The 26,586-nt window shown below is 71.0% G+C and carries 22 protein-coding genes, 1 tRNA gene and 1 pseudogene; 9 read left to right on the top strand and 15 right to left on the bottom strand.

Features of this window, described 5'->3' with window-relative positions; translation table 11 throughout:
* Window positions 1-158: 158 nt before the first annotated feature.
* Window positions 159-926 carry a LuxR C-terminal-related transcriptional regulator gene (locus OG718_RS24175; RefSeq protein WP_055617965.1) on the top strand — a complete coding sequence of 256 codons (768 nt, stop codon included), beginning with the start codon at window positions 159-161 and terminating at the stop codon, window positions 924-926.
* On the opposite strand, the gene OG718_RS24170 is transcribed toward OG718_RS24175, so the two are convergent.
* Window positions 885-1,382 carry a MarR family winged helix-turn-helix transcriptional regulator gene (locus OG718_RS24170; RefSeq protein ID WP_055617964.1) on the bottom strand — a complete coding sequence of 166 codons (498 nt, stop codon included), beginning with the start codon at window positions 1,380-1,382 and terminating at the stop codon, window positions 885-887. The genes OG718_RS24175 and OG718_RS24170 overlap by 42 nt on opposite strands.
* A 137-nt stretch (window positions 1,383-1,519) precedes the next feature.
* Here OG718_RS24170 and OG718_RS24165 point away from each other — a divergent pair, with 137 nt between their 5' ends.
* Window positions 1,520-2,329, top strand: coding sequence for a trans-aconitate 2-methyltransferase (locus OG718_RS24165; RefSeq protein WP_328845138.1), 810 nt, complete (start codon window positions 1,520-1,522; stop codon window positions 2,327-2,329).
* A 255-nt stretch (window positions 2,330-2,584) separates the two neighbouring features.
* Here the strand turns inward: OG718_RS24165 and OG718_RS24160 are convergent, their stop codons facing one another.
* The gene (locus OG718_RS24160; RefSeq protein ID WP_143638968.1) at window positions 2,585-3,256 is read right to left on the bottom strand and encodes a TetR/AcrR family transcriptional regulator; all 672 of its coding nucleotides are present in this window, start codon (window positions 3,254-3,256) and stop codon (window positions 2,585-2,587) included.
* Complete coding sequence (locus OG718_RS24155) at window positions 3,253-4,266, bottom strand: acyl-CoA desaturase (RefSeq protein ID WP_143638970.1); 1,014 nt, start codon at window positions 4,264-4,266, stop codon at window positions 3,253-3,255. Before OG718_RS24155 ends, OG718_RS24160 begins: the two co-directional genes overlap by 4 nt.
* 296 nt (window positions 4,267-4,562) lie before the next feature.
* On the opposite strand from OG718_RS24155, the gene ppc reads away from it, so the two are divergent.
* Window positions 4,563-7,295 carry a phosphoenolpyruvate carboxylase gene (gene ppc, locus OG718_RS24150; protein ID WP_143638971.1) on the top strand — a complete coding sequence of 911 codons (2,733 nt, stop codon included), beginning with the start codon at window positions 4,563-4,565 and terminating at the stop codon, window positions 7,293-7,295.
* Between the two features lie 107 nt (window positions 7,296-7,402).
* Here the strand turns inward: ppc and OG718_RS24145 are convergent, their stop codons facing one another.
* The 6 genes from OG718_RS24145 to OG718_RS24120 all read right to left on the bottom strand — a co-directional run bounded on the left by OG718_RS24145 (window position 7,403) and on the right by OG718_RS24120 (window position 12,247).
* On the bottom strand, window positions 7,403-7,888 hold the full coding sequence (locus tag OG718_RS24145) for a hypothetical protein (RefSeq protein ID WP_143638973.1): 486 nt from the start codon (window positions 7,886-7,888) through the stop codon (window positions 7,403-7,405).
* Between the two features lie 123 nt (window positions 7,889-8,011).
* Complete coding sequence (gene pth, locus OG718_RS24140; RefSeq protein ID WP_143638975.1) at window positions 8,012-8,623, bottom strand: aminoacyl-tRNA hydrolase; 612 nt, start codon at window positions 8,621-8,623, stop codon at window positions 8,012-8,014.
* Window positions 8,624-8,717: 94 nt separating this feature from the next.
* Complete coding sequence (locus OG718_RS24135) at window positions 8,718-9,305, bottom strand: 50S ribosomal protein L25/general stress protein Ctc (protein WP_055617956.1); 588 nt, start codon at window positions 9,303-9,305, stop codon at window positions 8,718-8,720.
* Between the two features lie 200 nt (window positions 9,306-9,505).
* Window positions 9,506-10,477, bottom strand: coding sequence for a ribose-phosphate diphosphokinase (locus OG718_RS24130; RefSeq protein WP_055617955.1), 972 nt, complete (start codon window positions 10,475-10,477; stop codon window positions 9,506-9,508).
* A 121-nt stretch (window positions 10,478-10,598) separates the two neighbouring features.
* Complete coding sequence (glmU, locus tag OG718_RS24125; protein WP_143638976.1) at window positions 10,599-12,047, bottom strand: bifunctional UDP-N-acetylglucosamine diphosphorylase/glucosamine-1-phosphate N-acetyltransferase GlmU; 1,449 nt, start codon at window positions 12,045-12,047, stop codon at window positions 10,599-10,601.
* A 128-nt stretch (window positions 12,048-12,175) separates the two neighbouring features.
* Window positions 12,176-12,247: transfer RNA gene (locus tag OG718_RS24120), tRNA-Gln, on the bottom strand.
* A 275-nt stretch (window positions 12,248-12,522) separates the two neighbouring features.
* Here OG718_RS24120 and OG718_RS24115 point away from each other — a divergent pair.
* Window positions 12,523-13,851: a sensor histidine kinase gene (locus OG718_RS24115; RefSeq protein ID WP_143638978.1), complete on the top strand. Its 1,329-nt coding sequence runs from the start codon at window positions 12,523-12,525 to the stop codon at window positions 13,849-13,851.
* A gap of 100 nt (window positions 13,852-13,951) precedes the next feature.
* Here OG718_RS24115 and OG718_RS24110 read toward each other — a convergent pair whose 3' ends face one another.
* Both OG718_RS24110 and OG718_RS24105 read right to left on the bottom strand, forming a co-directional pair.
* Window positions 13,952-14,464, bottom strand: coding sequence for an SUKH-3 domain-containing protein (locus OG718_RS24110; RefSeq protein ID WP_143638979.1), 513 nt, complete (start codon window positions 14,462-14,464; stop codon window positions 13,952-13,954).
* A 92-nt stretch (window positions 14,465-14,556) separates the two neighbouring features.
* Window positions 14,557-15,060, bottom strand: a complete 504-nt coding sequence (locus OG718_RS24105; RefSeq protein WP_143638981.1) for a YwqJ-related putative deaminase — start codon at window positions 15,058-15,060, stop codon at window positions 14,557-14,559.
* Window positions 15,061-15,309: 249 nt separating this feature from the next.
* On the opposite strand from OG718_RS24105, the gene OG718_RS24100 reads away from it, so the two are divergent.
* The 3 genes from OG718_RS24100 to OG718_RS24090 all read left to right on the top strand — a co-directional run bounded on the left by OG718_RS24100 (window position 15,310) and on the right by OG718_RS24090 (window position 20,531).
* Window positions 15,310-16,305 carry an SMI1/KNR4 family protein gene (locus OG718_RS24100; protein WP_328845137.1) on the top strand — a complete coding sequence of 332 codons (996 nt, stop codon included), beginning with the start codon at window positions 15,310-15,312 and terminating at the stop codon, window positions 16,303-16,305.
* Between the two features lie 7 nt (window positions 16,306-16,312).
* Window positions 16,313-19,450 carry an SUKH-4 family immunity protein gene (locus tag OG718_RS24095; protein WP_328845136.1) on the top strand — a complete coding sequence of 1,046 codons (3,138 nt, stop codon included), beginning with the start codon at window positions 16,313-16,315 and terminating at the stop codon, window positions 19,448-19,450.
* Window positions 19,451-19,643: 193 nt separating this feature from the next.
* Window positions 19,644-20,531, top strand: a complete 888-nt coding sequence (locus OG718_RS24090) for a cellulose-binding protein (RefSeq protein WP_328845135.1) — start codon at window positions 19,644-19,646, stop codon at window positions 20,529-20,531.
* A gap of 230 nt (window positions 20,532-20,761) precedes the next feature.
* Here OG718_RS24090 and OG718_RS24085 read toward each other — a convergent pair whose 3' ends face one another.
* Both OG718_RS24085 and OG718_RS24080 read right to left on the bottom strand, forming a co-directional pair.
* The gene (locus OG718_RS24085) at window positions 20,762-22,339 is read right to left on the bottom strand and encodes a sodium/solute symporter (RefSeq protein WP_306943418.1); all 1,578 of its coding nucleotides are present in this window, start codon (window positions 22,337-22,339) and stop codon (window positions 20,762-20,764) included.
* Between the two features lie 26 nt (window positions 22,340-22,365).
* Window positions 22,366-22,839: a DUF485 domain-containing protein gene (locus OG718_RS24080; RefSeq protein WP_143638988.1), complete on the bottom strand. Its 474-nt coding sequence runs from the start codon at window positions 22,837-22,839 to the stop codon at window positions 22,366-22,368.
* Between the two features lie 314 nt (window positions 22,840-23,153).
* Here OG718_RS24080 and OG718_RS24075 point away from each other — a divergent pair, with 314 nt between their 5' ends.
* Both OG718_RS24075 and OG718_RS24070 read left to right on the top strand, forming a co-directional pair.
* Window positions 23,154-23,513 (top strand): DUF7674 family protein, encoded by a 360-nt coding sequence (locus tag OG718_RS24075; RefSeq protein WP_143638989.1) that lies wholly within the window; start codon window positions 23,154-23,156, stop codon window positions 23,511-23,513.
* An 85-nt stretch (window positions 23,514-23,598) separates the two neighbouring features.
* On the top strand, window positions 23,599-23,988 hold the full coding sequence (locus tag OG718_RS24070; RefSeq protein WP_328845134.1) for a hypothetical protein: 390 nt from the start codon (window positions 23,599-23,601) through the stop codon (window positions 23,986-23,988).
* On the opposite strand, the pseudogene OG718_RS24065 reads toward OG718_RS24070, so the two are convergent.
* Together OG718_RS24065 and OG718_RS24060 are read right to left on the bottom strand one after the other, a co-directional pair.
* Window positions 23,960-24,061, bottom strand: a pseudogene (locus OG718_RS24065) (DUF397 domain-containing protein); the annotation flags it as partial. The gene OG718_RS24070 and the pseudogene OG718_RS24065 overlap by 29 nt on opposite strands.
* 54 nt (window positions 24,062-24,115) lie before the next feature.
* A complete protein-coding gene (locus OG718_RS24060; protein WP_328845133.1) occupies window positions 24,116-26,560 on the bottom strand; it encodes a hypothetical protein in 2,445 nt (814 codons plus the stop codon).
* Window positions 26,561-26,586: the final 26 nt, after the last annotated feature.

Genomic DNA, 26,586 nt, shown 5'->3' with positions numbered 1-26,586 from the left:
AGGGGGCGAGACAGTCGGGTACGACGCCCGGAGTGGGGGTAGCAGTTCCAGCACGGCGGCGGCCGTGCGGCTGCGGCACCCCGTTTTCCGAGCGTAGGAGTTCGGAATCTCCGGGCGCCGTACCTGCGTCGGCCGTCCCCCGAGCAGTGGGGGTTTCAGTGGTTCGCATCCGTGTCCTGGTCGTCGACGACCACCGTATCTTCGCCGAGTCGCTCGCCGCCGCCCTGGCCGCCGAGCCCGACGTGGACGTCTCCGCGGCCGGCAGCGGTCCTGCCGCGCTGCGCTGCCTGGAGCGGGCGGCCGCCGAGGGCCGCAGATTCGACGTGCTCCTCGTCGACGCCGACCTGGGCGGCAACGTGCCGGGCGCCCGCCCGGCCGTACCCGTCCACGACAACAACGAAGAAGGCCTGGTCGACGGCATCTCGCTGGTCGCGGGCGTCCGTTCGGGCCAGCCCACCGTCCGTACGGTCGTGCTCGCCGAGAAGGACGACCCGCGTCGCGCGGCGCTCGCCCTGCAGGCCGGCGCCTCGGGCTGGGTCGCCAAGGACTGCTCGCTGTCCCGGCTGCTCACCGTCATCCGGGGCGTACTGCGGGACGAGACGCATCTGCCGCCGGCGCTGCTCACCGGCGTGCTGCGCGAGCTGACCGCCGCGCGGAAGCACCGTACGGAGAGCGAGCGGCTGGTGGAGTCGTTGACTCCGCGGGAGCGGGAAGTGTTGCGGTGCATGGTCGCGGGGCTGGGGCGCAAGGCCGTCGCCGAGCGGCTGTTCCTCTCGCCGCACACGGTCCGTACGCATATGCAGAACGTGCTGGGGAAGCTCGGTGTGCACTCGACGCTCGCCGCCGTGGCGCTCGCCCGGCGGGCCGGGGTCGGGCCCGTCGACCTAGCCGGGGATGTTGTCGAACGGGGCGGTCAGCTGGCGTAGCAGCCCGGCGAGTTCGCCGCGCTGGGCCCTGCTGAGTTCCGCCAGGATCGCGCGCTCCTGGTCGAGGAGTCCGGCCAGTGCCTGGTCCGCGCGGTCGCGGCCGTCCTCGGTGAGGCGTACGAGTACACCGCGGCGGTCGCTGGGGTCGGGGAGCCGCTCCACCAGGCCCTTTTTCGCCAGCCGGTCGATGCGGTTCGTCATCGTGCCCGAGGTGACGAGCGTCTGGGTGAGCAGCTGGCCGGGGGAGAGCTGGTACGGAGTCCCCGCGCGCCTCAGCGCCGTCAGGACGTCGAACTCCCAGGGCTCCAGGGCATGCTCGGCGAACGCGATCCGGCGTGCGCGGTCCAGGTGTCTGGCGAGCCTGCTCACCCGGCTGAGTACCTCGAGCGGTTCCACGTCGAGGTCAGGGCGCTCCCGGCGCCACGCAGCGACCAGCCGATCGACCTCGTCCTCCATGGCGATCAGTGTAGTGGTTGTGTCGACATGAAGTCTCTTGACGTGAAGTCTCTTGACGTCGAGAGAGTTGGGGTGTGAGGCTGGGGTTTCTTCGGGACGTCGGGTGCGGCGTCGCTCGTGACTTCGAGGAGGCCCTCATGCCTACCACCCCCACTTGGGACCCGGGCCAGTATCTGCGCCACGCGGAGCATCGCGCGCGGCCCTTCGCCGAGCTTCTCGGCCGGGTGCCGGCGCTGCCCGGCGAGCCGGCCCGCGTCGCCGATCTGGGCTGCGGGCCTGGCAACGTCACCGTGCAGCTGGCCGAGCGGTGGCCCGGCGCGTACATCACGGGGTACGACAACTCCGCGGAGATGCTGGCCAGGACGGGCGAGCATGCGGGGCCCACGGCGGGGGGTGGGCGGCTGGACTTCGCCCACGCGGACCTCACGGACTGGGCGCCGACGGAGACGTACGACCTGATCGTCTCGAACGCGGCGCTGCAGTGGGTGCCGGGGCATCTGGACGCCTTGCCCGGCTGGGTCGACGCGGTGGCTCCCGGCGGGACCTTCGCCTTTCAGGTTCCGAACAACATCGATGCGCCTCTGCATGCGCTGATGCGTGAACTCGCCGCGTCCGGCCGGTGGAAGGGTCACCTCGACGGCGTCCTCCGCCGTACGGACTCCGTCCATCCGCCGCTTCTCTATCTGGACCGGCTGGCCCGGCTGGGGTGCGCGGTGGATGTCTGGGAGACGACCTACATGCAGCTCCTGGAGGGAGAGGATCCCGTGCTCGACTGGGCCAAGGGCACGGGCTTGCGGCCGGCTCTCACCGCCCTCGCGGACGATCCGGAGGCGCGGGACGCCTTCGTCGAGGAGTACCGCGACCTGCTCCGCAAGGCCTATCCGGCTGCTCCGTACGGGACTGTGCTTCCGTTCCGGCGGCTGTTCGTGGTGGCCCGGAAGGGGTAAGCGCATGCGGCTCGTGGGTGGGGCGGGGCCGTGCCGGTATGTCCAGCCCGCCGCGGCGGGGCGTACTGCCCCGTGTAGTGGGGTGGGCGCTGTTGCGGGAGCCGTATGCGGCGGGCTGTGACATACCGGCACGGCCCCGCCCGGTTGTACGGCGGCTGCGGCACCGTCGTGCGCGGCCTGGTCACCGGTTTTTTGAGGGGTACGGGGAACTGCGCGATCGGGCCCCGCTCGGTCGCAGGCGTGCTGTGACCCTGGCTACGCCTTCCGGCGCCCTATCAGGCGCGGCTTGGCCTCCAGGCCGTCCAGGCCGTGCCAGGCCAGGTTCACCAGGTGGGCCGCCACCTCGGCCTTCTTCGGGCGGCGGACGTCCAGCCACCACTGGCCGGTGAGGGCGACCATGCCTACGAGGGCCTGGGCGTAGAGCGGGGCGAGTTTCGGGTCGAAGCCTCGGCGCTTGAACTCGCGGCCCAGGATGTCCTCCACCTGTGTCGCGATGTCCGAGATCAGGGATGCGAAGGAGCCCGTGGACTGGGGGATGGGGGAGTCGCGGACCAGGATGCGGAAGCCGTCCGTGTACTCCTCGATGTAGTCGAGGAGTGCGAAGGCCGCTTGTTCGCAGAGTTCGCGTGGGTGGCCCGCGGTGAGTGAACTCGTCACGCCGTCCAGGAGGCGGCGCATCTCGCGGTCCACCACTACGGCGTACAGGCCTTCCTTGCCGCCGAAGTGTTCGTAGACGACGGGTTTGGAGACGCCGGCCTTTGCCGCGATCTCCTCCACCGATGTCGCCTCGAAGCCTTTCTGGGCGAAGAGGGTGCGGCCGATCTCCAGCAACTGGGCCCGCCGCTCCGCACCGGTCATCCGGGTGCGGCGGGCGCGCCGCGGCTTTTCATTGCTGGGTGTGCTGGAGTCGGCCACGCCGTCAATCATGCCGCGTCGGCGGTCTCCGCCTTGCGTCGGGAACCCTTCCCGTCCGGGTTTCGGCGGGAATCGATACGCGAGCGTGACGGCCAGCGCACGTCGTACGCCCAGCCGAACGCTTCGAACCAGCGGATCAGACGGGCCGAGGAGTCCACCTGGCCGCGCTCCACACCGTGCCTGGCCGAGGTCGGGTCCGCGTGGTGGAGGTTGTGCCACGACTCGCCGCAGGAGAGGACCGCCAGCCACCACACGTTGCCCGAGCGGTCACGCGACTTGAAGGGGCGCTTGCCCACCGCGTGGCAGATCGAGTTGATCGACCAGGTGACGTGGTGCAGCAACGCCACCCGGACGAGCGAGCCCCAGAAGAAGCCCGTGAACGCGCCCCACCAGGACATCGTCACCAGGCCGCCGATCAGCGCCGGGAGCATGAGGGAGAGCCCCGCCCAGAGGAGGAACTGGCGCGAGATCGTACGGATCGCCTTGTCCTTGATCAGGTCCGGCGCGTACTTGTCCTGCGGTGTCTGCTCCTCGTCGAACATCCAGGCGATGTGCGCCCACCACAGGCCCTTCATCAGCGCCGGGACCGTCTCGCCGAAGCGCCACGGCGAGTGGGGGTCGCCCTCGGCGTCGGAGAACTTGTGGTGCTTGCGGTGGTCGGCCACCCAGCGGACCAGCGGCCCCTCGACGGCCATCGAGCCGGCGATCGCCAGCGCGATGCGCAGCGGACGCTTCGCCTTGAAGGCTCCGTGGGTGAAGTAGCGGTGGAAGCCGATCGTGATGCCGTGGCAGCCGAGGTAGTAGAAGAAGACCAGCAGACCCAGGTCCAGCCAGCTCACGCCCCAGCCCCAGGCCAGCGGCACCGCCGCGAGGACCGCGAGGAACGGGACGGTGATGAAGAGGAGAAGGGTGATCTGCTCGATCGAGCGCTTCTGCTCACCGCCCAGCGTGGCGGAGCGGAGTGCGGTGTCGTCGTTGTTCGCCTCGGGGGCGTCATCGATCACATCGGAACTCGTGGTCATGGGAGCGTCCCCTGTGGGGTCGAGGGTTGTGAGAGTGGCCGGTAATCGCGCCTGCCGGGTTGCCGGAAACCGCGCTTACGGTTCCGTAACCTACGGCGTCGTAAGTATGGCAGTGCCTCGCCCGGCGGCAAGAGCCCGAGAGACTGCGCGTCCGTATGGACACCTATCCTTAAGGTCGGTCGGACAGCGCGGTCCGCTCTGTTTCATTCCCGGATGCCCCGTCGCCGATGCGCGCCCGCCGCCCAGGTGACGGGTTCCCCTCCAGACGAGCTTCAACACTGCAAGGAGCCGCACCTGTGAGCAGTGCCGACGACCAGACCACGACAACCAGCAGTGAGCTGCGCGCCGACATCCGCCGCCTGGGCGATCTGCTGGGCGAGACCCTCGTACGTCAGGAGGGGCCCGAGCTTCTGGAACTGGTCGAGAAGGTCCGCCGCCTCACCCGCGAGGACGGTGAAGCCGCCGCCGAGCTGCTGCGCGGCACGGAACTGGAGACCGCGGCCAAGCTGGTCCGCGCCTTCTCGACCTACTTCCACCTGGCCAACGTCACCGAGCAGGTGCACCGCGGCCGCGAGCTGCGTGCCAGGCGGGCCGCCGAGGGCGGACTGCTCGCCCGCACGGCGGACCGGCTCAAGGACGCCGACCCCGAGCACCTGCGCGCGACCGTGCAGCACCTGAACGTTCGCCCGGTCTTCACGGCGCACCCCACCGAGGCGGCCAGGCGCTCCGTCCTCAACAAGCTGCGCCGGATCGCCGCCCTGCTGGAGACGCCCGTCATCGAGGCGGACCGGCGTCGCTACGACACCCGTCTGGCCGAGAACATCGACCTGGTCTGGCAGACCGACGAGCTGCGAGTGGTGCGTCCCGAGCCCGCCGACGAGGCCCGCAACGCCATCTACTACCTGGACGAGCTGCACGCCGGCGCCGTCGGGGACGTCCTTGAGGACCTGACGGCGGAGCTGGAGCGCGTCGGGGTCACGCTGCCCGATGAGACCCGCCCGCTCACCTTCGGTACCTGGATCGGCGGCGACCGGGACGGCAACCCGAACGTGACGCCTCAGGTCACCTGGGACGTCCTGATCCTCCAGCACGAGCACGGCATCAACGACGCGTTGGAGCTGATCGACGAGCTGCGCGGCTTCCTGTCGAACTCCATCCGCTACACGGGTGCCACCGAGGAGCTCCTGGAGTCCCTGAGGACCGATCTGGAGCTGCTTCCGGAGATCAGCCCCCGCTACAAGCGCCTCAACGCCGAGGAGCCCTACCGGCTCAAGGCCACCTGCATCCGGCAGAAGCTGGAGAACACCAAGCAGCGCCTCGCCAAGGGCACCCCGCACGAGGTCGGCCGCGACTACCTCGGCACCGCCGAGCTGCTTCAGGACCTGACCCTCGTCCAGAGTTCGCTGCGCGAGCACCGGGGCGCGCTGTTCGCCGACGGCCGCATGAACCGTACGATCCGCACGCTCGCCGCCTTCGGCCTCCAGCTCGCCACCATGGACGTACGGGAGCACGCGGACGCCCACCACCAGGCGCTCGGGCAGCTCTTCGACCGGCTCGGCGAGGAGTCGTGGCGGTACGAGGACATGCCGCGCGAGTACCGGCACAAGCTGCTCGCCAAGGAACTGCGGTCCCGGCGGCCGCTCGGGCCCACCCCGGCACCGCTGGACGCGGCGGGCGAGAAGACCCTCGGTGTCTTCGAGACCGTGAAGCGGGCCCTCGGCGTGTTCGGGCCCGAGGTCATCGAGTCGTACATCATCTCGATGTGCCAGGGCGCGGACGACGTGTTCGCCGCGGCGGTGCTGGCCCGCGAGGCCGGGCTGATCGATCTGCACGCCGGCTGGGCGAAGATCGGCATCGTGCCGCTGCTGGAGACGACGGACGAGCTGAAGGCCGCGGACACGATTCTGGAGGACATGCTGTCCGATCCGTCCTACCGGCGCCTCGTGGCGCTGCGGGGCGATGTCCAGGAGGTCATGCTCGGGTACTCCGACTCGTCGAAGTTCGGCGGCATCACGACCTCGCAGTGGGAGATCCACCGGGCGCAGCGACGGCTGCGCGACGTCGCCCACCGGTACGGCGTACGGCTGCGGCTCTTCCACGGCCGCGGCGGCACGGTCGGGCGTGGCGGCGGTCCGTCCCACGACGCGATCCTCGCCCAGCCCTGGGGCACGCTGGAGGGCGAGATCAAGGTGACCGAGCAGGGCGAGGTCATCTCCGACAAGTACCTCGTGCCGTCGCTCGCGCGGGAGAACCTGGAACTCACCGTCGCGGCCACGCTGCAGGCCTCGGCCCTGCACACCTCGCCGCGTCAGTCCGACGAGGCGCTCGCCCGCTGGGACGCGGCCATGGACGTGGTCAGCGATGCCGCCCACGCGGCCTACCGCAGGCTGGTCGAGGACCCGGACCTTCCGACGTACTTCCTCGCCTCCACTCCGGTGGACCAGCTCGCCGACCTGCACCTGGGCTCGCGGCCCTCCCGCCGCCCCGGCTCGGGCGTCTCGCTCGACGGTCTGCGCGCCATCCCGTGGGTGTTCGGCTGGACGCAGTCGCGGCAGATCGTGCCCGGCTGGTTCGGTGTCGGCTCCGGTCTGAAGGCGCTGCGCGAGGCCGGTCTCGACAGCGTGCTGGAGGAGATGCACGAGCAGTGGCACTTCTTCCGCAACTTCCTCTCCAACGTCGAGATGACGCTGGCGAAGACGGACCTGCGGATCGCCGGGCACTACGTCGACACGCTCGTCCCGGACGAGCTGAAGCATGTCTTCGAGACCATCCGGGCCGAGCACGAGCTGACCGTGCGCGAGGTGCTGCGCATCACCGGTGAGCCGGGGCTTCTGGATGCCCACCCGGTGCTGAAGCAGACCTTCACCATCCGTGATGCCTATCTGGACCCGATCTCGTACCTTCAGGTCGCTCTGCTCAAGCGGCAGCGTGATGCGGCCGCCGCCGGCGAGGAGGCCGACCCGCTGCTGTCGCGGGCCCTGCTCCTCACGGTCAACGGCGTTGCGGCCGGTCTGCGCAACACCGGCTGACCCGTCTGGAGGTGCTCCGCAGGGAGGGCTGTGTGTTCTCTGCGGGTTCGTTGTGGCTGGTCGCGCAGTTCCCCGCGCCCCTTTGGGGCGCGGGACTGCGCCCGGCCTCAGAGGGTTACGAAGGCTGCCGTGAGCAGGGTCAGGCCCGCGCCACCCAGGGCCCATGCGAGGCGGGTCAGGCGCAGGCCGCCCGCCACCACCATCGAGGCGAGCAGCAGTGCGCCGCCGAGTGGGGCCCAGGCGTAGAGGAGTCCGCCGGTGCCCGTGCGCACGACCTCGTCGCTGCCGGGCTTCACGGTGACCGTGTAGGTGCGGCCCTTGTCCACCGCGACCTCGCTGTCGAGGACGACCCGGTCGCGGGCGGTGGATCCTTCCGACAGCGGCCGGTACGGGCCCGTGCAGCGGTCGTCGGCACATCGCGTGACCGTCATCGTGCCGCGCTCACGGCCCTTGGTGAGCATCACGTGCTGGGCGGTGCCCCAGGAGGCCCAGACGCCCGCGATCAGGATCAGCGCCGCGACCGTACCCATCGCCGCGAGCTGCCCGAACCGCAGCGCGACGACCGCGTTCTGACGGGAGGCGAGGGCAGGCATGGCGGAGATCCTTGGCCATGGCCCTGCGCTCGGTCAACTCCGGTGGGGGACAAGTCCCGCGTTGTACGGACCTTTTGTACGGATCTTCCGGCGGTGCCGCCGGATTCTCAGCAGTCGGCGTTCTCAGGAGTTGTACGTCGACTGGGCCCGCTCCAGGCCCTCGATCACCAGAGCCTCCACCGCGTCGGACGCACGGTCCACGAAGTAGTCCAGCTCCTTGCGCTCCGCCGAGGAGAAGTCCTTCAGGACGAAGTCGGCGACCTGCATACGGCCCGGCGGGCGGCCGATGCCGAAACGGACGCGGTGGTAGTCCGGGCCCATCGCCTTCGTCATCGACTTCAGACCGTTGTGGCCGTTGTCGCCGCCGCCGAGCTTCAGCCGCAGCACGCCGTAGTCGATGTCGAGTTCGTCGTGGACGGCCACGATGTTCGCCGTCGGCACCTTGTAGAAGTCGCGCAGGGCCGTGACCGGGCCGCCCGACAGGTTCATGTACGACATCGGCTTGGCCAGGATCACCCGGCGGTTCGCCGGTCCCGGCGGGCCGATACGGCCCTCGATCACCTGGGCCTGAGCCTTGCCGGCCCGCTTGAACTTCCCGCCGATCCGCTCGGCGAGGAGGTCGGCCACCATGAAACCCACGTTGTGGCGGTTCCTGGCGTACTCGGGGCCGGGGTTGCCGAGCCCCACGATCAGCCAGGGGGCGCCTGGTTCCGTGGTCACGTCCGTCTCTCCCATGGGTCCTCGGTCGGCGGGCTGTCCGGATCAGGGACACGCACCGGCCGCCGCCCCCTCGGGAGCGGCGGCCGGCGCACGGTGATCCGGTGCGGGATCAGGCCTCGGCGGCCTCGTCGGCCGCGGCGTCCTCGGTGGGCTCCTCCGCCTGGGCGGCCAGGACCTGGAGCACGACGGCGTCCTCGTCGATGACCAGCGTGGTGCCCTCGGGGAGCGGGATGTCCTTGGCGGCGATGGAGGCACCGGCCTCCAGGCCCGCGATGGACACGGTGACCGACTCGGGGATGTGCGTGGCCTCGGCCTCGACCGTCAGCGTGCTCAGCACGTGCTCAAGGAGGAAGGCGCCCGGCGCCAGCTCGCCCTCGGTGTGGACGTAGACCTCGACGGTGACCTTCTCGCCGCGCTTCACGGTGAGCAGGTCGACGTGCTCCAGGAAGCCCTTGATGGCGTCGCGCTGGACGGCCTTCGGGATCGCCAGCTCGGTCTTGCCCTCGATGTCCAGGGTGAGCAGGACGTTCGGGGTACGCAGGGCGAGCTGGAGCTCGTGGCCCGGGAGCGTGATGTGGACGGGGTCGGCGCCGTGGCCGTAGACGACCGCGGGAACCTTGTTCTCACGGCGGATGCGGCGGGCGGCACCCTTGCCGAACTCGGTGCGGGTCTCGGCGGCGATCTTGACGTCGGCCATGGTCACTCCTCGTAGATCAACTGGGGAAGGTGGTCACCCGGCCAAACATCGGCCTGCTACGAAGAGCGCGTCGATAACGGACCGCCGCACCAAAGAGTGCGGCCTCCCTCGCCGAGCAACTGTGACAGCTTACGCGGCGGGGAGGCCGTACAAGAAATCGATCTACGCGGCCCGGAGGGACCGGCGGACCTGCTTCCCGGTCACTCGTCGAACAGGCTGGTCACCGAGCCGTCCTCGAAGACCTCGCGCACCGCGTTGGCGATCGTCGGCGCGATCGACAGCACGGTGATCTTGTCGAGCTCCAGCTCGCCCGGGGTGGGCAGCGTGTCCGTGAAGATGAACTCGCTGACCTTCGAGTTCTTCAGCCGGTCCGCGGCCGGACCGGAGAGCACACCGTGCGTGGCCGTCACGATGACGTCCTCCGCGCCGTGCGCGAACAGCGCGTCCGCGGCGGCGCAGATCGTGCCACCGGTGTCGATCATGTCGTCGACCAGGACACAGACCCGGCCCTCGACGTCACCGACGACCTCGTGGACCGTGACCTGGTTCGCGACGTCCTTGTCGCGGCGCTTGTGCACGATCGCGAGGGGCGCGCCCAGGCGGTCGCACCAGCGGTCGGCCACGCGCACGCGGCCGGCGTCCGGCGAGACGACCGTGAGCTTGGAGCGGTCCACCTTGTGGCCCACGTAGTCGGCGAGCAGCGGCAGCGAGAACAGATGATCCACCGGGCCGTCGAAGAAGCCCTGGATCTGGTCGGTGTGCAGATCGACCGTCAGGAGGCGGTCGGCACCGGCCGTCTTCATCATGTCGGCGATCAGACGGGCCGAGATCGGTTCACGTCCGCGGTGCTTCTTGTCCTGCCGGGCGTAACCGTAGAAAGGCATGATCACGGTGATGCTCCGGGCGGAGGCCCGCTTCAGAGCATCGATCATGATGAGCTGCTCCATGATCCATTTGTTGATCGGAGCGGTGTGGCTCTGGATGAGGAAGCAGTCGGCGCCGCGGGCCGACTCCTCGTAGCGGACGTAGATCTCGCCGTTGGCGAAGTCGAAGGCCTTCGTCGGGACGACCCCGACACCCAGCTGGTGGGCGACCTCCTCGGCAAGCTCGGGGTGGGCGCGGCCGGAGAAGAACATCATCTTCTTCTCGCCGGTCGTCTTGATCCCGGTCACAGCACTGTCTCCTCAGAGGTGTCTCAGCTGGATGTTGAGATGTGTTCTCAGATGCGGTCCCAGCTGGGTGTGCGGGTGTGCATCTATCACGGTACGCCGAGTCCGACCCACCGCTTTCCGGTCAGCTTTCGCCGGCCGACTCCCGGGCAGCCGCCTCCGCCGCCTTCGCGGCCGCGCTTCCCGGACGCTTGCGGGCCACCCAGCCCTCGATATTCCGCTGCTGGCCCCGGGCGACGGCCAGTGAACCGGGCGGCACGTCCTTCGTGATGACGGAGCCCGCGGCGGTGTAGGAGCCGTCCCCGACCGTGACAGGCGCCACAAACATGTTGTCCGAGCCCGTCTTGCAGTGCGAGCCGACCGTGGTGTGATGCTTGGCCTCGCCGTCGTAGTTCACGAAGACGCTCGCGGCGCCGATGTTCGAGTAGTCGCCGATCGTCGCGTCGCCCACGTACGAGAGGTGCGGGACCTTGGTGCCCTCGCCGATCGTCGAGTTCTTCGTCTCCACGTACGTACCCACCTTGGCCTTCAGTCCGAGGCGGGTGCCGGGGCGGAGATACGCGTACGGACCCACGTTCGCCTGGGGGCCGACCTCGGCGCCGTTGGAGACCGTGTTGTCGATCCGGGCGCCCGCGCCCACCCTGGTGTCCTTCAGGCGGGAGTTGGGGCCGACCTCGGCGCCCTCGGCCAGGTGTGTGGCGCCCTGGAGTTGCGTGCTCGGGTGCACGATCGCGTCCTGCTCGAAGGTGACGGTGACGTCGATCCAGGTGGAGGCCGGGTCGATGACGGTGACGCCGGCGAGCATCGCCCGCTCCAGCAGCCGGTCGTTGAGGATGCGGCGGGCCTCGGAGAGCTGGACGCGGTTGTTGATGCCGGCGATCTCGCGGTGGTCGCCCGCCACGGAGGCGCCGACGCGGTGCCCGGCCTCGCGGAGGATGCCGAGGACGTCGGTCAGGTACTCCTCGCCCTGGCTGTTGTCCGTGCGGACCTTGCCGAGCGCGTCCGCGAGGAGCTGTCCGTCGAAGGCGAAGACACCGGAGTTGATCTCACGGATCGCGCGCTGGGACTCCGAGGCGTCCTTGTGCTCGACGATCGCGGTGACGGCACCCGAGACGCCGTCGCGCACGATGCGGCCGTAGCCGGTCGCGTCCGGGACCTCGGCGGTGAGCACGGTGACCGCGTTGCCGTCGGTGCCGTGGTTCGAGGCGAGGTTGCGCAGGGTCTCGCCGCTGAGGAGGGGCGTGTCCCCGCAGACGACCACGACGGTTCCGTCGACGGTGCCGCCCAGCTCCTCCAGGGCCATCCGCACGGCGTGACCCGTGCCGTTCTGCTCGGCCTGCACGGCGGTCCGTACGCCCGGAGCGGTGTCGGTGAGGTGCGCGGTGACCTTCTCCCGGGCGTGGCCCACGACGACCACCAGATGCTCGGGCTCCAACTCGCGTGCGGCGGCGAGTACATGGCCGACGAGAGAACGGCCACAGATGTCGTGCAGGACCTTGGGTGTGGCCGACTTCATACGGGTGCCCTCACCCGCTGCAAGAACGACGACGGCTGCCGGGCGGTTGGCGCTCACGGGGATGCCCTTCGGCTTCGGATGGCTGGGGTGCCTTTGGGGGGTGGACATCCGCAGGATACCGGGGCGTTGTGAGGGGGAAATGTGAGTGGGCCCCGACGGTGCTGTCAGGACCCGATTGCCGTCTGCTCCCCCGCCAGGACTCGAACCCGGACAGATGGCACCAAAAGCCACAGTGCTGCCAATTACACCACGGGGGATGGAACTCGACGGGACCGGAGATCCGGTCGGGCTGCCGAGTCGACATCCAACACTATGCCGTACCGGGTGCCTTCGGTGCGACGGTACTTCGACGGTGCCGGGTGCTGCCGGGTGGTGCGGGGCGGGCGTGGGGTGACTCGGGGGCGGCTTGGGCCGGTTCCGGGTTTTCGGCGGATTGCGGCGGGTTTCGTGTCTGTTCGATTACGGCGAGTGGTGTAGGCCAGTACGCGAAACTCACCGGAAAAGCGGCGGGGGGCGACCGTAGGCTGGAGGCATGACCACGACGGGGGAAGACCACACCGCGACCCTGACCGGGCCGTGGTGGTGGGCGAGGTGGCGCAGTGCGGTGCTCGACGGGAGCCTCGCGCTGGTGTCCGCCGTGGAGTGTGCGATCGAGGGATATCCCTTCGCGGATGCGGCCGGAGTGCCGGTGCCCGCCGGGATGGTGTTCGGGGCTGTCGCCGGGTCCGTGTTGTTGTTCCGGAGGCGGTGGCCCATCGCCGTGGTGCTGGTGTCGATCGCCATCACACCGGCCCAGATGGGGTTCCTGATGGGGCTCGTCGGGCTCTACACGCTCGCCGCGTCCGAGATGCCCCGGCGGATCATCGGGGCGCTGGCCGGTATGTCGATGGTGGGCATGCTCATCGTCACGTACGTGCGCGCGCACCAGGGGATGGTGCGGGGCGACCTTCGGATGGTGGGCGACTGGTTCGTTCCGTTCGTGTCCATCACCACCTCGCTCGGGATGACCGCGCCGCCGATTCTGCTCGGGTTGTACGTGGGGGCCCGGCGGCGGCTGATGGAGAGTCTGCGGGAGCGGGCCGACTCCCTGGAGCGGGAGTTGATGTTGCTGGCCGAGCGGGCCGAGGAACGGGCGGAGTGGGCGCGCAACGAGGAGCGGACCCGGATCGCCCGTGAGATGCACGACGTCGTCGCGCACCGGGTGAGTCTGATGGTGGTGCACGCTGCGGCGCTGCAGGCCGTTGCGCGGAAGGATCCCGAGAAGGCCGTCAAGAACGCCTCGCTCGTGGGCGACATGGGCCGGCAGGCGCTGACCGAACTGCGGGAGATGCTCGGGGTTCTGCGTACGGGCGAGGGGGGTTACGGGGGTTCCTCCGTACGGATGCAGACCGTGCCGCTCGCGGCGGTGGGGGTCGCGGCTGCCGCCGCGGCGTCCCGGGCCGTGGACGAGGACACGGGGGAGGGGCCCTGCCTCGACGATCTCCAGGAGCTGGTGGGGCAGTCCGCCGCCGCGGGGATGGTCGTCGACCTGTTCGTGGAGGGGGACGCCCGGGGCTACGCGGCCGCGGTGGAGCAGACCGCCTATCGCGTGGTGCAGGAGGCGCTGACCAACGTCCACAAGCATGCGGCGGGGGCGAAGACCCGGGTGCGGGTCGCGCATCGCGGGGCCGAGATCGCCATGCAGGTGGAGAACGGGCCCCCGCCCGAGCCCGGTGCCGCGTCCGACGCCCGGCTGCCCAGCGGCGGGAACGGTCTGGTGGGGATGAAGGAGCGGGTCCTGGGACTCGGGGGCGTGTTCGTGTCCGGCCCCACCGACGCCGGCGGCTTCCGGGTCTCGGCGGTCCTCCCGGCCGAGGCGTGAACCCGTCCGGGGGTGAACCGGCCGGCGGCGTGAATTCGTCCGGGGGTGACCCGGTCGGGGCGGGATCCCTCAAGGCCGGCCCTGGAGAGGCCGTGGCGGTTCAGCCGGCCGTCAGGCGTACCGGTTCCAGGCCCGAGACGAGTGTGGTCAGGGCCTGGTCGATGGTCGCGCCCAGGTACCAGTCGCCCGTGTGGTCGAGGGTGTAGGTGCGGCCCTCCGCGTCGATGGCGAGCAGGGCTCTCGTGTCGGACTCCTCGCCCAGCGGGGCCACTTCGCTGTCCAGGGCTCTGCCCAGGTCCACGAGCGTGCGGGCCATGTGGAGGCCGTGCAGGGGGTCCAGGTGCAGAGGGGTCGGGGCGATCTGGCGGCCCGGGGCCGTGGCGGGGATGTGGAGACCGCCGAACTCCGCCCAGGCCTCCACCGCCGCCGGGAACACGGAGTGACGGTGACCGGCCGGCGACTCGTGGCTGCGCAGGGCGTCGGCCCAGATCTCGGCCTGCTTTATGTCCCAGCGGCCCGGCTGCCATCCCGCGGAGCGCAGCGCGGCGTCGACCGCGGCGGAGAACCGGGTCGAGGTCGGTGTGGGGGAGGGGGAAGTGCGGTCGGTGTGCATCGGCCCTTCGCGTTCGTCTGAGCTGCCGCGGCTGTGGTTCGGCGGCTTCGGAGGGGCGTGGGTGACGCCCTGTGTGGGGGAAGAGGGGTTTGTCAGTCCCCCGGTGCCGTCGGGTCGACGATGCGTACGCCGAAGTGGGCGCTGAGCGCGGTGCAGGAGCGGCAGGGCGGCGCGAAGCTGCCGTGCAGCGGGTCGCCGTCCTCGCGGATGCGGCGGGCGGTGAGTTTGGCCTGCTTGAGGGACTTGCGGGCCTCTCCGTTGGTCATGGGTTTCCGGGAGGCCCGTTTGGACCGGTCCGCGTCCACCGCCGTGATGTGCCGGGAGATGAGGATCACTTCGGCGCAGCGGCCGGTGAAACGGTCGCGCTGTCCGCTCGTCAGGGTGTCGAGGAAGTCCCGGACGAGCGGGTGGAGCGGCGGCGGCAGGTCGCCCCGGCCCGCCGTGCCGGTGAGGGTCGCGCCCCGTACGGACAGGGCGGCGGCGATGGTCGGAAGTATGCCGTCACGGCGGTGGAGGAGTGTGGGAGTGACGGGCGCCTCGTTGCTGCTCCAGCCCACCCTCGGGTCACCAGACCTGCCTGTCTGCGTTGAGTTCATCGTCCTGTTTCCTCCCCTTACCGCATCCCCCGGTGCTCGGACAGAGTGCCAAACTCCGTGGCTGGTGCGGAAGCTGGGGCGGCGCGACACGCGTGGTCTTCGCCGCACCGTCACGGCGCGATGACGGCAGGTCACGGAACCGGAGTCCCGCTGGCCGGTACGGAACCGGAGGCCCGGTGACCGGTGTCGTTCAACCGCATAGGCTGTCGATATCCGCGATCCATCAGAACGCCGCAGGGGGCAACCGCCATGACGACAGGTCGGCTCGGGCAGCAAGCCGCGCCGCCGAACGCGGCCTACGCCGGGCAGGTCGTGCACTTCCCGGACCCGGTCCGGGCGGCGCGTCACCCGAGAGGTGTACGTGTCGACGACCGCGGCTATCCCGACTTCTCGTTCTATGCGCGTGCAGCCGCGGAGATCGCCGAGCCGCCCGAGGGGTTCGGGGTCGACGAACTTCGGCTGACGGACTACGTGTCCGCGAACGCGGCCATGGCCGCGGACGGTCATGACCTGTGGGACACCATCCCGCCCGTCGCCACTCCGCACGGCTGGACCTGGCACCACGCGCCGGGGACCCGGCGGCTGGAGCTGGTGCCGGTCGAGGTGAAGGCGCTGCTGCGGCACCACGGCGGACTGGCCACCGCGGCCGTCGACCAGAACAAGCGCGGGACCCGGCCCCTGCAGGAGACCCGGCCCGCGCACTTCGTGCTGCCCAAGGCCGCCGTCGCGGTGACCGAGCAGCAGGTGCTGGGCGTCGAGGAGGACCTCGGTTACCGGCTGCCCGGCGCGTACCGGTCCTTCCTGAAGGCCGCCGGCGGGTGCGCTCCGATGGGGGCCGCGCTCGACGCCGAGCTGGGGCTGCTGGTCGACCAGCCGTTCTTCACCGTGCGCGACGAGGCAGCCGTCAACGACCTCGTGTACGTCAACAAATGTCTGCGGGACCACCTGACCAAGGACTACCTGGGCGTCGGCTTCGTCCAGGGCGGTCTGCTCGCCGTGAAGGTCAAGGGCGAGAAGGTCGGGTCCATGTGGTTCTGCGCGTACGACGACGCCCGTGACCAGGACCTGTGGGCGCCCCCGGAGCGTGTGCAGCGGCTGCTGCTGCCCTGCGGGGACGACTTCGACCAGTTCCTGGCCCGGCTCGCGGGCAATCCGCCGGAGCTGGAGACCGTGGCGAATCTGATGGTGGACGGTGGATTCGCGCGGGCTGTGTCGGTGTCCGCGGTGTCTTCGGTGGGGGAGTGAGCGTCCGATGGTGACCTTCGCGCAGGCGCAGGAGCGCGCCGAAGAGTGGATCAACGGGGATGTGCCCGGCTACCAGCACCGCGAGGTGCGGGTCCGGGAGTTCGAACTCGGATTCGTGGTGTGGGCCGAGGACCGTGCCGAAGGACCGCGGTCCGACGGCGGTGCCCAGCGGCTCGTCATCGCCCGCGACAGCGGAGAGGCCACCCTGTGGCCCTCGCTGCCGCTGGGCGAGGTGATCCGCCGGTACGAGGAGGAGTACGGCCTGCCGGACGCGGCGCCCGATCCGGCGCCCGCGCCTCCCGCGCGCGTCGACCTCAACCAGACGTCCTTCCTGCTGACGCCTCCGGAGTGGCTCCAGGAGGCGGCGGACCGGATGGGCATTCCGGACCGACGGGACCGGACGTCCGGCGGTTCGACCGGCGGGACGTCGGGCGGCGGTTCGCCCCGCCCGTCGGACAGGACTCCGGACAGGACGTCCGACGGGGCCGGGTCACGGCCCGCCGCCGCTGCCGCCGTCAGTGACGCGGTTCCGCCCGGCGGTCCTGCCGGCCCCGCCCATGGAGGGGCCGGCGGCGGAGGCGCGATCCCCGAGACGTTGCCCGGGCCCGTCGGTGCCCCGGGGCCGTCCTCCGCTCCCGGTGGCGGTACGTCGTGGCCCGCCGCCGGCGGAGAGCCCTCGGATGGTTCCGGGGTGCCCGCCGACGCGACGCCGTGGGCCGGGACCGACACCAACGCCGAGACGGGCGACGACCGTTCGGTGCCGCTGCCCGCGACCGTGTACGCGCCGCAGATAAGGGACGGGGGCGCCGGTGGCGGGCCGTCGGAGCCCGACGCGACGCCCGAGGCCAAGACCAGCCTGATCTCGGGCGGCAGCCGGCTCCCGAGCACGACCGTCGCGCCCGCGGTGGGCAACCCGAACCCGCCCGCGTTCCCGCAGGGCCCGGGGGCTCAGGCCGGTCCGGGAGGCCCGGGTGGGCCCGGCGGTCCTGGTGCGCAGGGCACTCCGCCGCCGGGTGCGCCGTCTTCGTACGGCTATCCGCAGGGGCCTGGCGCCGGTACGCCGCCTCCGGGTGGGCCCGCCGGAGCGCCTGGTGCGCCTGGTACGCCGCCGCCCGGGGCGCCTTCCTCGTACGGCTATCCGCAGGGGCCCGGCGCCGGCACACCGCCTCCCGGTGCGCCCGGTACTCCGCCTCCGGGTGCGCCCGGTACTCCGCCTCCGGGTGCGCCCGGTGCGCAGGGTGCTCCCTCGTACGGCTTCCCGCAGGGTGCTCCGCAGCCGCCCGCCGGGCCCAATCCGCCGCAGCCGCCTCCCGGTTCGGGTGCGCCCGGGCGGCCGCTGCCCCCGAACGCCGGTGACATCGCCGACGCCGCCACCAGCAAGGCGCAGGCTCCGCCGCGCGGTGCCCGTGGTGCGGGTGCGGCCGGTACGCCGCCGCCTCCGGGTGCGCCCGGAACGCCGGGTGCGCGGCCGGGTGGTGCGGCTCCCGCGTCCGGGCCCGGTGCGCCGGGGACTCCGGCCGGCGGGTACGTACCGACGCAACTCGTCTCGCAGCTCGGCCCCGACGGGCCGGGCGGCCCCGGGACCCCGCAGCCTCCTGGAGCCCCGGGTGCCCCTGGCGCTCCGGGTACCCCGGGCGGTACGCCTCCGGGCGGTGTCCACCACGCGGCGACCATGCTCGCCGACCCGAACCAGCCCGGCGCGCCCAAGCCCCCCGGCGCGCCCGGTACTCCGGGTGCCCCGCAGCCTCCTGGTGTGCCCGGCGCACCAGGTGCTCCTGGCGCGCCCAACAACCCCGGCGGTACGCCCGCGGGTGGCGTCCACCATGCCGCGACCATGCTCGCCGGTCCGGCCGTGGGCGGCCCCGGCGCGCCACAGCCTCCGGGTGCCCCAGGCGCTCCGGGTGCTCCGGGAGGTCCCGGCGGGCCAGGTGCCCCCGGCGCCCCCGGTGGCGTCCACCACGCCGAGACCATGCTGTCCGGTCCTCCGGGCGGCGGCCCGGGCACGGCCCCGCCGCCCCAGGCGCCTCCCGGGATGCCGCAGGGCGGCCCCGGCATGCCGCCGTCCGCTCCTCAGCCGATGCCCGGTCAGCAGCCCTTCCCGGGGCAGCCCATGCCCGGGCAGCCGATGCCGGGCCAGCAGCCGCCGGCCTACGGCTATCCCCAGCAGGGGCAGCCGACCGTCGGCCCCGGCTACCAGGCGGTCCTGCGCTACCGCGCCCAGGACGGGAGCGAGCAGCAGCTCATCCGGCGTTCCGCGCCGGGCACCCCGCACCCGGAGTGGCAGATCCTGCACGAGCTGCGCGCGATGAACGTGCCGCCGCAGCAGGTGCTGGAGCTCCACACGGAGCTGGAGTCCTGCGAGCTGCCGGGTGCGTACTGCGCCCGGATGATCCGGGAGAGCTGGCCGCAGGCGCGGATCACCAGCATCGCCTCGTACGGCACGGACCACGCGAGCCGTCAGCAGGGTATGGCCCAACTGCTCGCGCACCAGGGTGAGTTGCACCAGGTCGCGGACGGTCCGGCGCGGCCCGGACCGATCCGGGCGCCGCTGCCGCCGGTGCAGCCCGCGCCGCCGATCCCGCCGGAGGCGATCGGGCAGGAGCTGGCGGCGGCGTTCGGACCCGGAGTGTTCCGGTTCGACCAGGCGGCCGTGTCCCGGCAGGGTGTGCCGCCGATCGTGGCGCACACGCTGGTGGTGGCCGGACTGCCCGTCGACATGAACCCGTTCTTCTGGGCACAGGCCCAGCCGGGTCGCCCGGTGCCGACGCTCGCCGAACTGGCGCAGGAGCGTGGCGTCCAGCCGTCCGCGGACGCGGGCTCGTACCTCGTCATGGGCAGCGACTTCGGCAAGGCGATCTGTGTCCAGTACGGGACGGCGCACATCGTGGCCGTGCCGGTGGAGGCGGGTCCCGGCGGGGCTTCCGTACCGCCGCAGTTCGTGAACACGGGGCTGCCCGAGTTCGCACGCAGCCTCGCGCTGCTGGGCCGTATGTGGCGTCTTCGCTTCGGGCTCAACCAGGAGCAGGCGGGGCGCTGGACGGTCGACTTCCAGGCGCAGTTGGCCGCGACCGACCCGGCGGCGCTCGGTTCGCCGGAGAGCTGGTGGTCGGTGCTGCTGGAACAGATGTGGGACGGCTTGCTGTGACGCGACGTTGACGACGTGACTGACGTCGAGAGCTGAGTACGAGAGGGCCGGGCCCGGTCGGTTGACCGGGCCCGGCCCTTTTGCGTCACATTCCTGCCTGACCCAAGTCCGGAGTGTCGCGTTATGAACGCTTCTGCCTGATCCGCCAAGATGTGCGACAAATCATGTCGTACGCCGGAGAGGGGATTCGAGGATGAGCAACGCATCGGTGTCACCTCATGGCTTCGAGGCCGTACGGGGGCGCGGTTACCGTCCCGACCAGGTCGACGCGTATGCCGCGGCGCTCTCCGGGGGGCGTGACGCCGCCTGGGAACGGGCCGCCCGGCTGACCGTCCTGGCAAGGGAGATGGAGGCCGAGGCGGACCGGCTGCGGGAGGTCGTGGCGGGACTGGCTCCCCAGACGTACGAGACGCTCGGCGACCGCGCCCGACGGCTCTTCGAACTGGGCGAGGAGGAGGCCGCGGCCGTGAGCGAGGGCGCGCGGCGGGAGGCCCGGCTGGTCGTGGAGGAGGCCGAGGCGGCGGCCGGGCAACTGCGCGCGGCCGCGGGCGCGGACGCCGACGCGGTGCGTGGTGAGGCCGAGGAACGGGTCCGGCACCGGCTGCTCGCCGCGCAGGCCGAGGCCGACGAGATGCGGATCGCCGCGCGGCGTGACGTGAAGGAGAACCGCGGTGAGGCGCTCGCCGCGCTGCGTGAGACGCGGCGGCGCAGCGAGACGCTCCTCGCCGAGCAGGAGAAGGAACACGCCGAGCGCTGGGAGCGGGTCGGACGCGAGGCGGCCGAACGGGAGGCCGCGCTCGACGCGCGCCACGAGGAGCGGGCCTCGCGCGCGGCGGCGGAACTGGCCGAGGCCGAACGGGCCCTCGCCGAGGCCCACGAGTCCACCCGCCATCTCCAGGAGGACGCCGAGGCCCGCGCCGCCGAACTCCTCGCCGAGGCCCGCCTCCACGAGGACCGCATCACCCGCGAGACGGAACGCGTCCTCCGTGAACACGGCGACGAGTGGGACGACGTCAGCGCCCACATGACCCACGTCCGCAACAGCCTCACAGCCCTGACGGGCCGAGCGACGGCCGAGTAGCCGCGACGCGTTGTCGGCTGCCGGCCGGTGGGGGCTGACCGCGCAGCTCCCCGCGCCCCTGAACGGGCGGCCGAGGTCTGCATGTCGACTGCGGGTCGTCCCTGGCTGGTCGCGCAGTTCCCCGCGCCCCTAAAAACGGGGGGTGCCCCCATCCTTTTAGGGGCGCGGGGAACTGCGCGAACAACCCCCACCGGCCGGCAGCCGACACACACGCCTAAGCCCAACCCCCCTCAGTCCCGCCGGACGGCCCCCGCCAGAATCCACCCCTCCACCGCCTCGTACTGCTTCCGCTGCTCCTCCGCCGCCCCCCGGCCGGAGGCCACCGTGCCGAGCCAGCCGAGCAGGAACCCCAACGGAATGGAGACGATCCCGGTCGTGGTGAACGGGAACCAGGTGAAGTCATGGCCGGGGAATGCCGATATGGGCGACCCGGACACCAGATTCGTACCGGTCATCAGAACGAGCGTGCTCACCGAGCCGCCGATGAGCGTGCACATCAGCCCTGCCCGGGTGTACCGCCGCCAGAACAGGCTGTAGACGAGCGCCGGCGCTATGGCGGACGCGCCGAGGCAGAACGACAGCGTCACCAGCGGCTGCAGGCTGTGGTGCTGGACCAGCGTGGCCAGCAGGATCGCCGGGATGCCGACCGCCGCCGCGGACACCCGTGCCAGCGTCATCTCCCGGCGCGGCGACAACTGCTTCCTGCCGTGCGCGAAGACGTCATGGGCAAGGGAGTTGGCGCAGGCGAGGATCATCCCGGCGACGGAGGCGAGCACCGTGAGGAAGATCGCCGCCGTGACGGTGGTGAACAGCAGCGTCTCGGCCGTCGAGACGTCCGCCCCGAACGCGGCCCGAGCCCCCAGCAGATACGCCGTGTTGCCCTGCGGGTCCTCCGCCGCGATCGCCTCCCGCCCGATCAGGGCCGTCGCCCCGAACCCGACGACCGTGATGATCAGCACGAACAGTGCCACGGCCGGCACCGCCCAGGACATCGAACGGCGTACCTGACGCGCGCTGCCCGCCGTGTACATACGCATGGTGATGTGCGGCAGACAGGCCCCGCCCAGCACGACGGTCAGCTCCGAACTGATCATGTCCAGGCGGGGGTTGGGCCCGCCCGCGAACTGCAGCCCCGAGCTCAGGAAAGCGGATCCGGCCCCGCTGCTCCGCGCCGCCTGGTTGAACAGGCCACCGAGGTTCCAGTCGAACTTGTTCAGGATGAGTACGGCGATGACGGCGCCCGAGCCGAGCAGCATCACGATCTTCAGGATCTGGATCAGGGCGGTGCCCTTCATGCCGCCGATCGCCGCGTAGCTGATCATCAGCGCGCCGAGCCCGATGATGCAGCCCGTCTTCAGCCCTTCGCTGGAGAAGCCGAGGATGAACGCCAGCAGGTCGCCGGTTCCGGCGAGCTGGACCAGCATCAGCGGGAGCAGCGCGGCCAGCGTCGCCGCGCAGGCCGTGATCCGTACCGCCCGGCCCGGCATCCGCCGGGCCAGCGCGTCGCCCATGGTGAACCGGCCCGCGTTCCGCAGGGGTTCGGCCAGCAGGAACATCAGCAGCATGAGGGAGAGGGCCGTGCTGAGGGCGAGTACGACACCGTCGTACCCGAAGAACGCGATCACGCCGCCCGTGCCGAGCACGGTGGCCGCGGAGATGTAGTCGCCCGCGATGGCCAGGCCGTTGCGCATGGGGGAGAGGGAGCCGTAGCCCGTGTAGAACTCGTCGAGGTCGTCCCGGTCCGGGCCCGTCATCACGCACAGCAGCAGCGTGATGGTCGCCACGACCGTGAACGCCACGAGCGACATCGCCTGGGCGGAACTGCTGAAGCCGGTCACCTGCCCGCCTCCGCCCGCTTGGTGTCGAGTTCCGTCTGCTTCCGTATCCGCTCGGCGATCGGGTCCACGCCCCGGCGGGCCGTGTACTCGTACAGCGCGATCGCCACGCAGGTGACGGGCATCTGGAACAGCCCAAGGAGCAGACCGAGGGGCAGCCCTTCGGCCACCTCCCTCGTCATGAACGACGGCGCCCACGCGGACAGGACGAGGAACAGCGTGAAATAACCGAGCGCGGTAAGCGTCGCCACGCGCCGCTGCCAGCGGTACGCGGTGCGCAGCACCCGGAGGTCGCTGTGGTGCCCGAGAGCGGTGTGGCGATGCCGGTTCGGCTGTCGGGCGGGTTCCGGCTCCGGTTGCTGTGGAGCCCACGGATACGTCGGCTGCGTGGGGTACGTCGAGTAGGACGGTGACGAGTTGTGGGGCGGATGGTGCGGTGGAACGGGGTACGACGGGGACGTGTCGTAAGACATCCCGGTTCTCCTTGCGTGGCTCGGGCCCGGTGCGGACCGCAGGGAGCGGGGGGTGAGCGAGGACGCACGCTACTCGCAGGTAGCAGGCTTGCGCGAGGGTTTCGCCAAACTGTCTGGTCGGTATGCGCTTACTTCGCTGACCTGGGGTGTTACCCGCGTTAACCCGAACGGTCGTGCCCGCGTTGACCACTTGTGACCGAAGTGTGAACAACTTGAGTGCACACGTGTCACTTTCGGCCCGGTACTCTCCTCGTCGACCGCGTTCGTACACCCGGGCGTCCAGCGGAACTTGTTCCGGGGCTGAGAGACTGCTGATGGGCGAAGACATTCGGTTCGTGGAGGAACTGGTCGCCAGGATCCCTGAGTTCGGTGAGCTCTACGAGAATCACGTCTTCAACATGGGCGGTGAGGCGCTGCCGCACGTGTTCTTCGGGGACGTCACGCACGCCACCGTCGATTCGTATCTCGGTACGGATCCCGACGCCCCCGACTGGCGTGCGACGCTCCGGTTCCTGGAGGAGCAGTTCGAACGTCAGGTAACGGAGATCACCGAGGTGATCGTGACGTCGTTCCTCGACCACCTGCCGTTCCGGGGCGAGCCGGGCCACGGGATCGTCGAACACCTCGGGCCCCTCATGGCGAGGAAATACCGGGAACTGCGGCCTACGGGCTGACGCTGTCCGAACAACGGGCCAGAAACGATGCCGCTGCCGGAACTCCGGGCAGCGGCATCCGGAAGTTTTCCAGCAAGGGAAATCGATGACTGACGTACGTGAATCCGTGATGCCCCGCTCAGTGCGAGGAGCCCAACTGCTCGTGTTCGTCCTGGCGTTCGCGGGGCTGGTCGTCGTGCTCGCGTTGTCGGGCGGGCTGACGTCCTACGGGATGGGCAACATGATCGCCCCGTGGCTACTGGTCTGGGTGTGCGCGCTGCTCGCCCTGACCTACGACGGCAGCGCGCGCGGCGGGGTTCGGGTCACGACCATAGTGGTGATGGTGTTCGTGGTCCTGCCGTCGTTCAGCAGGGCACTGGGCGCGGCGGGGCCCGCGGAGTTCGTGGACGCCGCACTGCGGATCGTGCTCGGGCTGCCCGTGATCGTCCTGCTGTTCCTGCCGGAGACTACGGCCTGGTTCGACCGAGCGAAGTGACGAAGGCCGTCCAGGCGGGGGCGGAGAAGGTGACGGCGGGGCCGGCCGGGTTCTTGCTGTCACGGACGGGGATGCGGGTGGTTGCCCACTCGTTTCCCGCTGTGCGAATGCCCCAGGTGCGGCCCGATTACTTGAGTTGGACCAGCGACACCGACGGCGGCACCTCGTCGCCGTCGAGGGTTGCCGTGAACTCCAGCCGGTGGTCGGTCCGGCGCTGTACCCCGCTGCCTGCCGTGATCGTGAAATCCACGGTCATACGGCCCTGGGGCGGAACTTCGACCCGCGTCGGCCCCTCCGCCCGCGCCGACCAACCCCCGGCGGGACTCGCCTTCACGGTCACCGTCCGTGAGGTGGACGTGAAGTTGTAGACGTCCAGGGACATTTGGGTACGGCGGGACAGGCGGTAGCCCAGCGGGGGTTCCGCGTCGCCGTTGTCCTTGTTGGGGGCGGCGTTCCGGGCCGCGTATCGCTGGCTGAGGACGATGTGTTCGGCGGGGGAGAGGGGGGCTCGCCGGCGCGGGGCCGGGTGGGCCTCCGGGCGGCCGACGGTCGCGGTGACCACGTACACGGGGTCTCGGGAGACGGTCACTTCGGCGGAGGGCGTCGCCATCTGCCTGCCCATGATGTCGTGCACGGTCGCTCCCGGCACCGGCACCGGCACCGGCACCCGTACCGGCTTCGACGCCCAGAGCACCTGTGCCGACTCGCCCCGGCCCGAGTCGAATTCGAAGCCGACAGCCCCGGTGGGCAACCCGTTCACCGGCCCGACGAAGTGCGCCTCGCCCAGCAACGACGTCAGCGCCGCGCATGCGCTGTACGCCGGCAGTGGCTGGAACTCCCGGCTCAGCAGCCCGAAGTACACGCCGTCGTCGTGGAGCGGTGGAGCCGCGAACCAGAACTGCCGGGTGTTCCCCGCGGCCAGCCCCTCCACCATCGACCGGACCAAGTAGCGGGCCTGGACGGCTTGTTGGGCGGGCACGAGATCGACGCCCGGCCGCACCGCGAAGAACGCGCCGCACTCCGTCATCCACCGCGGTACGTCATCCGCACCGAGTCGTTCCGCCAGCTCGCGCTGCTCGTCCGCCGCCCCAGGGAAGGCCGGTTCGCCCTGCTCGGCCGGGTCCGGGTAACCGTGGAACGCCCACACGTCCGCGTACCGCACGACGTCGTTCGCCAGCAGCAGGTCCTGGAAGTGGCCCGCCTGCGCGATACCCGGCAGGACTATGAGAGGCCGGTCGGGGGTGTCCGCGATGCCCAGGGCCGCCGCCTTCACGAAGGCCGCGTGGGCGTCGCCGGTGCTGCTGGTGACGTCCACGTCGGGCTCGTTGGAGAGCTGGACGGCGGCGGGGTGGCGGGAGGCCAGGCGGCGGGCGTAGCGGTACGCGTGCCGCAGGTCCGTGGGGAGGGGGAGCGAGGCGGTCGTCATGGCCCACTCGGGGGCGGGTGACATGACCTCCAGGGGCGCGAGGCCGTGACGGCGCATCGTCCGCGTGACCCGGTCGTGGTGTTCCGTGTCGTACGCGCCCGGTGTCGGCTCGGCCGCGGGCCAGGCCTGGCCGTCCCTTGTCCAGCCCGCGCCCATGTCCCTCATCGCGGCGGCGAAGGCGTCCAGGCGGGAGGGGGGTACGAGGGAGGTGGCCCAGACGTTGACGCCGAAGCGGTTGGCGGCGCCGGACGCGGCGGCGAGCGCGGGCAGGCAGGCGAAGTGGCCCACCACCGCTTCGGCATCACCGGCATCACTGGCATCACCGGCGGCGGCGGCGGATGCGGCAACCCGGTAATGTCCGGGCGGGAGTTGAGGGAGCGGGACCTTCACCGTCGTCCTTCCGGCCGCGATCGTCGCGTATCCCTCCGCGACCCGTTCCCCGAAGTAGTCGACGACGGTGTAGCGCACGCGGTACGGGTCGTCGGGGCGGCCGTTCAGGCCGAGGGCCAGGCTCGCGGGCTCCCCGAACCGGTACGTGCTCAGCGTGCCGTCGCCGCCCGCGTGGACCTCGCGCAGCTCCAGCCCCTCCCGCCGTCGCAGCGTGAATCGGTCCAGCGCGAGCGCGTACGCCGTTCCGGTCTCCAGGACCGTCGGTTCCGTCACCCGGAACGTCAACGCGTTCTCACCGCGCCGCAGTTCGAGGTCGCCGAGGTCGAGGACGGAGAGGTCGCCCCAGGCCGGTTTCGACTCGTACCAGTACGGCTGGGACCGGGCGATCTCCGTGAACCGGCCGTCATTCAGGGAGAGTTGGAGGTACGAGGCCGTCGCCTCGGTGTGCGGTGTCTCGACCGGGGCCGTGGCGACCGCGGTCAGCGCGTACACGCCTGCCTCGGGTGCCTGGATCGTGTACGCCGCGTACCAACCTCCCTTCGGAGGCGTCTTCTTGGTGTTCAGGGCGAGGAAACTGCCCCCGGACGCACGGCGGTCCCGTACGACCGGGATGTTCGTCCGGGTCGCCGCCTCGCCCTGCACGGTGAGTGCCGGGGTGGCCGAAGTGCCTTGTGAACGAGCCGAGTTCAGCCCCAGTGCCGACACCGCCGTCGTCAGGAGGCCCGCCTTCATCGCCGTGCGCCTGTTGAGTCCCATCGGTCCAGCAGACCTGGGTCGGCCGA

This window comes from Streptomyces sp. NBC_00258 (assembly GCF_036182465.1).
GTDB lineage: Bacteria > Actinomycetota > Actinomycetes > Streptomycetales > Streptomycetaceae > Streptomyces.
This window is presented reverse-complemented; position numbering and strand designations above follow the sequence as displayed.

What these genes read in the sequence shown, in the direction of transcription:
- OG718_RS24160 (WP_143638968.1), bottom strand. Translation starts at nt 3,256, where the DNA reads ATGATTGACGGCGTGGCCGACTCCAGCACACCCAGCAATGAAAAGCCG.
- OG718_RS24145 (WP_143638973.1), bottom strand. Translation starts at nt 7,888, where the DNA reads ATGCCTGCCCTCGCCTCCCGTCAGAACGCGGTCGTCGCGCTGCGGTTC.
- OG718_RS24060 (WP_328845133.1), bottom strand. Translation starts at nt 26,560, where the DNA reads ATGGGACTCAACAGGCGCACGGCGATGAAGGCGGGCCTCCTGACGACG.
- OG718_RS24090 (WP_328845135.1), top strand. Translation starts at nt 19,644, where the DNA reads ATGAGCAACGCATCGGTGTCACCTCATGGCTTCGAGGCCGTACGGGGG.
- OG718_RS24115 (WP_143638978.1), top strand. Translation starts at nt 12,523, where the DNA reads ATGACCACGACGGGGGAAGACCACACCGCGACCCTGACCGGGCCGTGG.
- OG718_RS24080 (WP_143638988.1), bottom strand. Translation starts at nt 22,839, where the DNA reads ATGTCTTACGACACGTCCCCGTCGTACCCCGTTCCACCGCACCATCCG.
- OG718_RS24135 (WP_055617956.1), bottom strand. Translation starts at nt 9,305, where the DNA reads ATGGCCGACGTCAAGATCGCCGCCGAGACCCGCACCGAGTTCGGCAAG.
- OG718_RS24095 (WP_328845136.1), top strand. Translation starts at nt 16,313, where the DNA reads ATGGTGACCTTCGCGCAGGCGCAGGAGCGCGCCGAAGAGTGGATCAAC.
- pth (WP_143638975.1), bottom strand. Translation starts at nt 8,623, where the DNA reads ATGGGAGAGACGGACGTGACCACGGAACCAGGCGCCCCCTGGCTGATC.
- OG718_RS24110 (WP_143638979.1), bottom strand. Translation starts at nt 14,464, where the DNA reads ATGCACACCGACCGCACTTCCCCCTCCCCCACACCGACCTCGACCCGG.
- OG718_RS24165 (WP_328845138.1), top strand. Translation starts at nt 1,520, where the DNA reads ATGCCTACCACCCCCACTTGGGACCCGGGCCAGTATCTGCGCCACGCG.
- OG718_RS24155 (WP_143638970.1), bottom strand. Translation starts at nt 4,266, where the DNA reads ATGACCACGAGTTCCGATGTGATCGATGACGCCCCCGAGGCGAACAAC.
- OG718_RS24070 (WP_328845134.1), top strand. Translation starts at nt 23,599, where the DNA reads ATGACTGACGTACGTGAATCCGTGATGCCCCGCTCAGTGCGAGGAGCC.
- OG718_RS24075 (WP_143638989.1), top strand. Translation starts at nt 23,154, where the DNA reads ATGGGCGAAGACATTCGGTTCGTGGAGGAACTGGTCGCCAGGATCCCT.
- OG718_RS24170 (WP_055617964.1), bottom strand. Translation starts at nt 1,382, where the DNA reads ATGGAGGACGAGGTCGATCGGCTGGTCGCTGCGTGGCGCCGGGAGCGC.
- OG718_RS24105 (WP_143638981.1), bottom strand. Translation starts at nt 15,060, where the DNA reads ATGAACTCAACGCAGACAGGCAGGTCTGGTGACCCGAGGGTGGGCTGG.
- OG718_RS24085 (WP_306943418.1), bottom strand. Translation starts at nt 22,339, where the DNA reads ATGTCGCTCGTGGCGTTCACGGTCGTGGCGACCATCACGCTGCTGCTG.
- OG718_RS24100 (WP_328845137.1), top strand. Translation starts at nt 15,310, where the DNA reads ATGACGACAGGTCGGCTCGGGCAGCAAGCCGCGCCGCCGAACGCGGCC.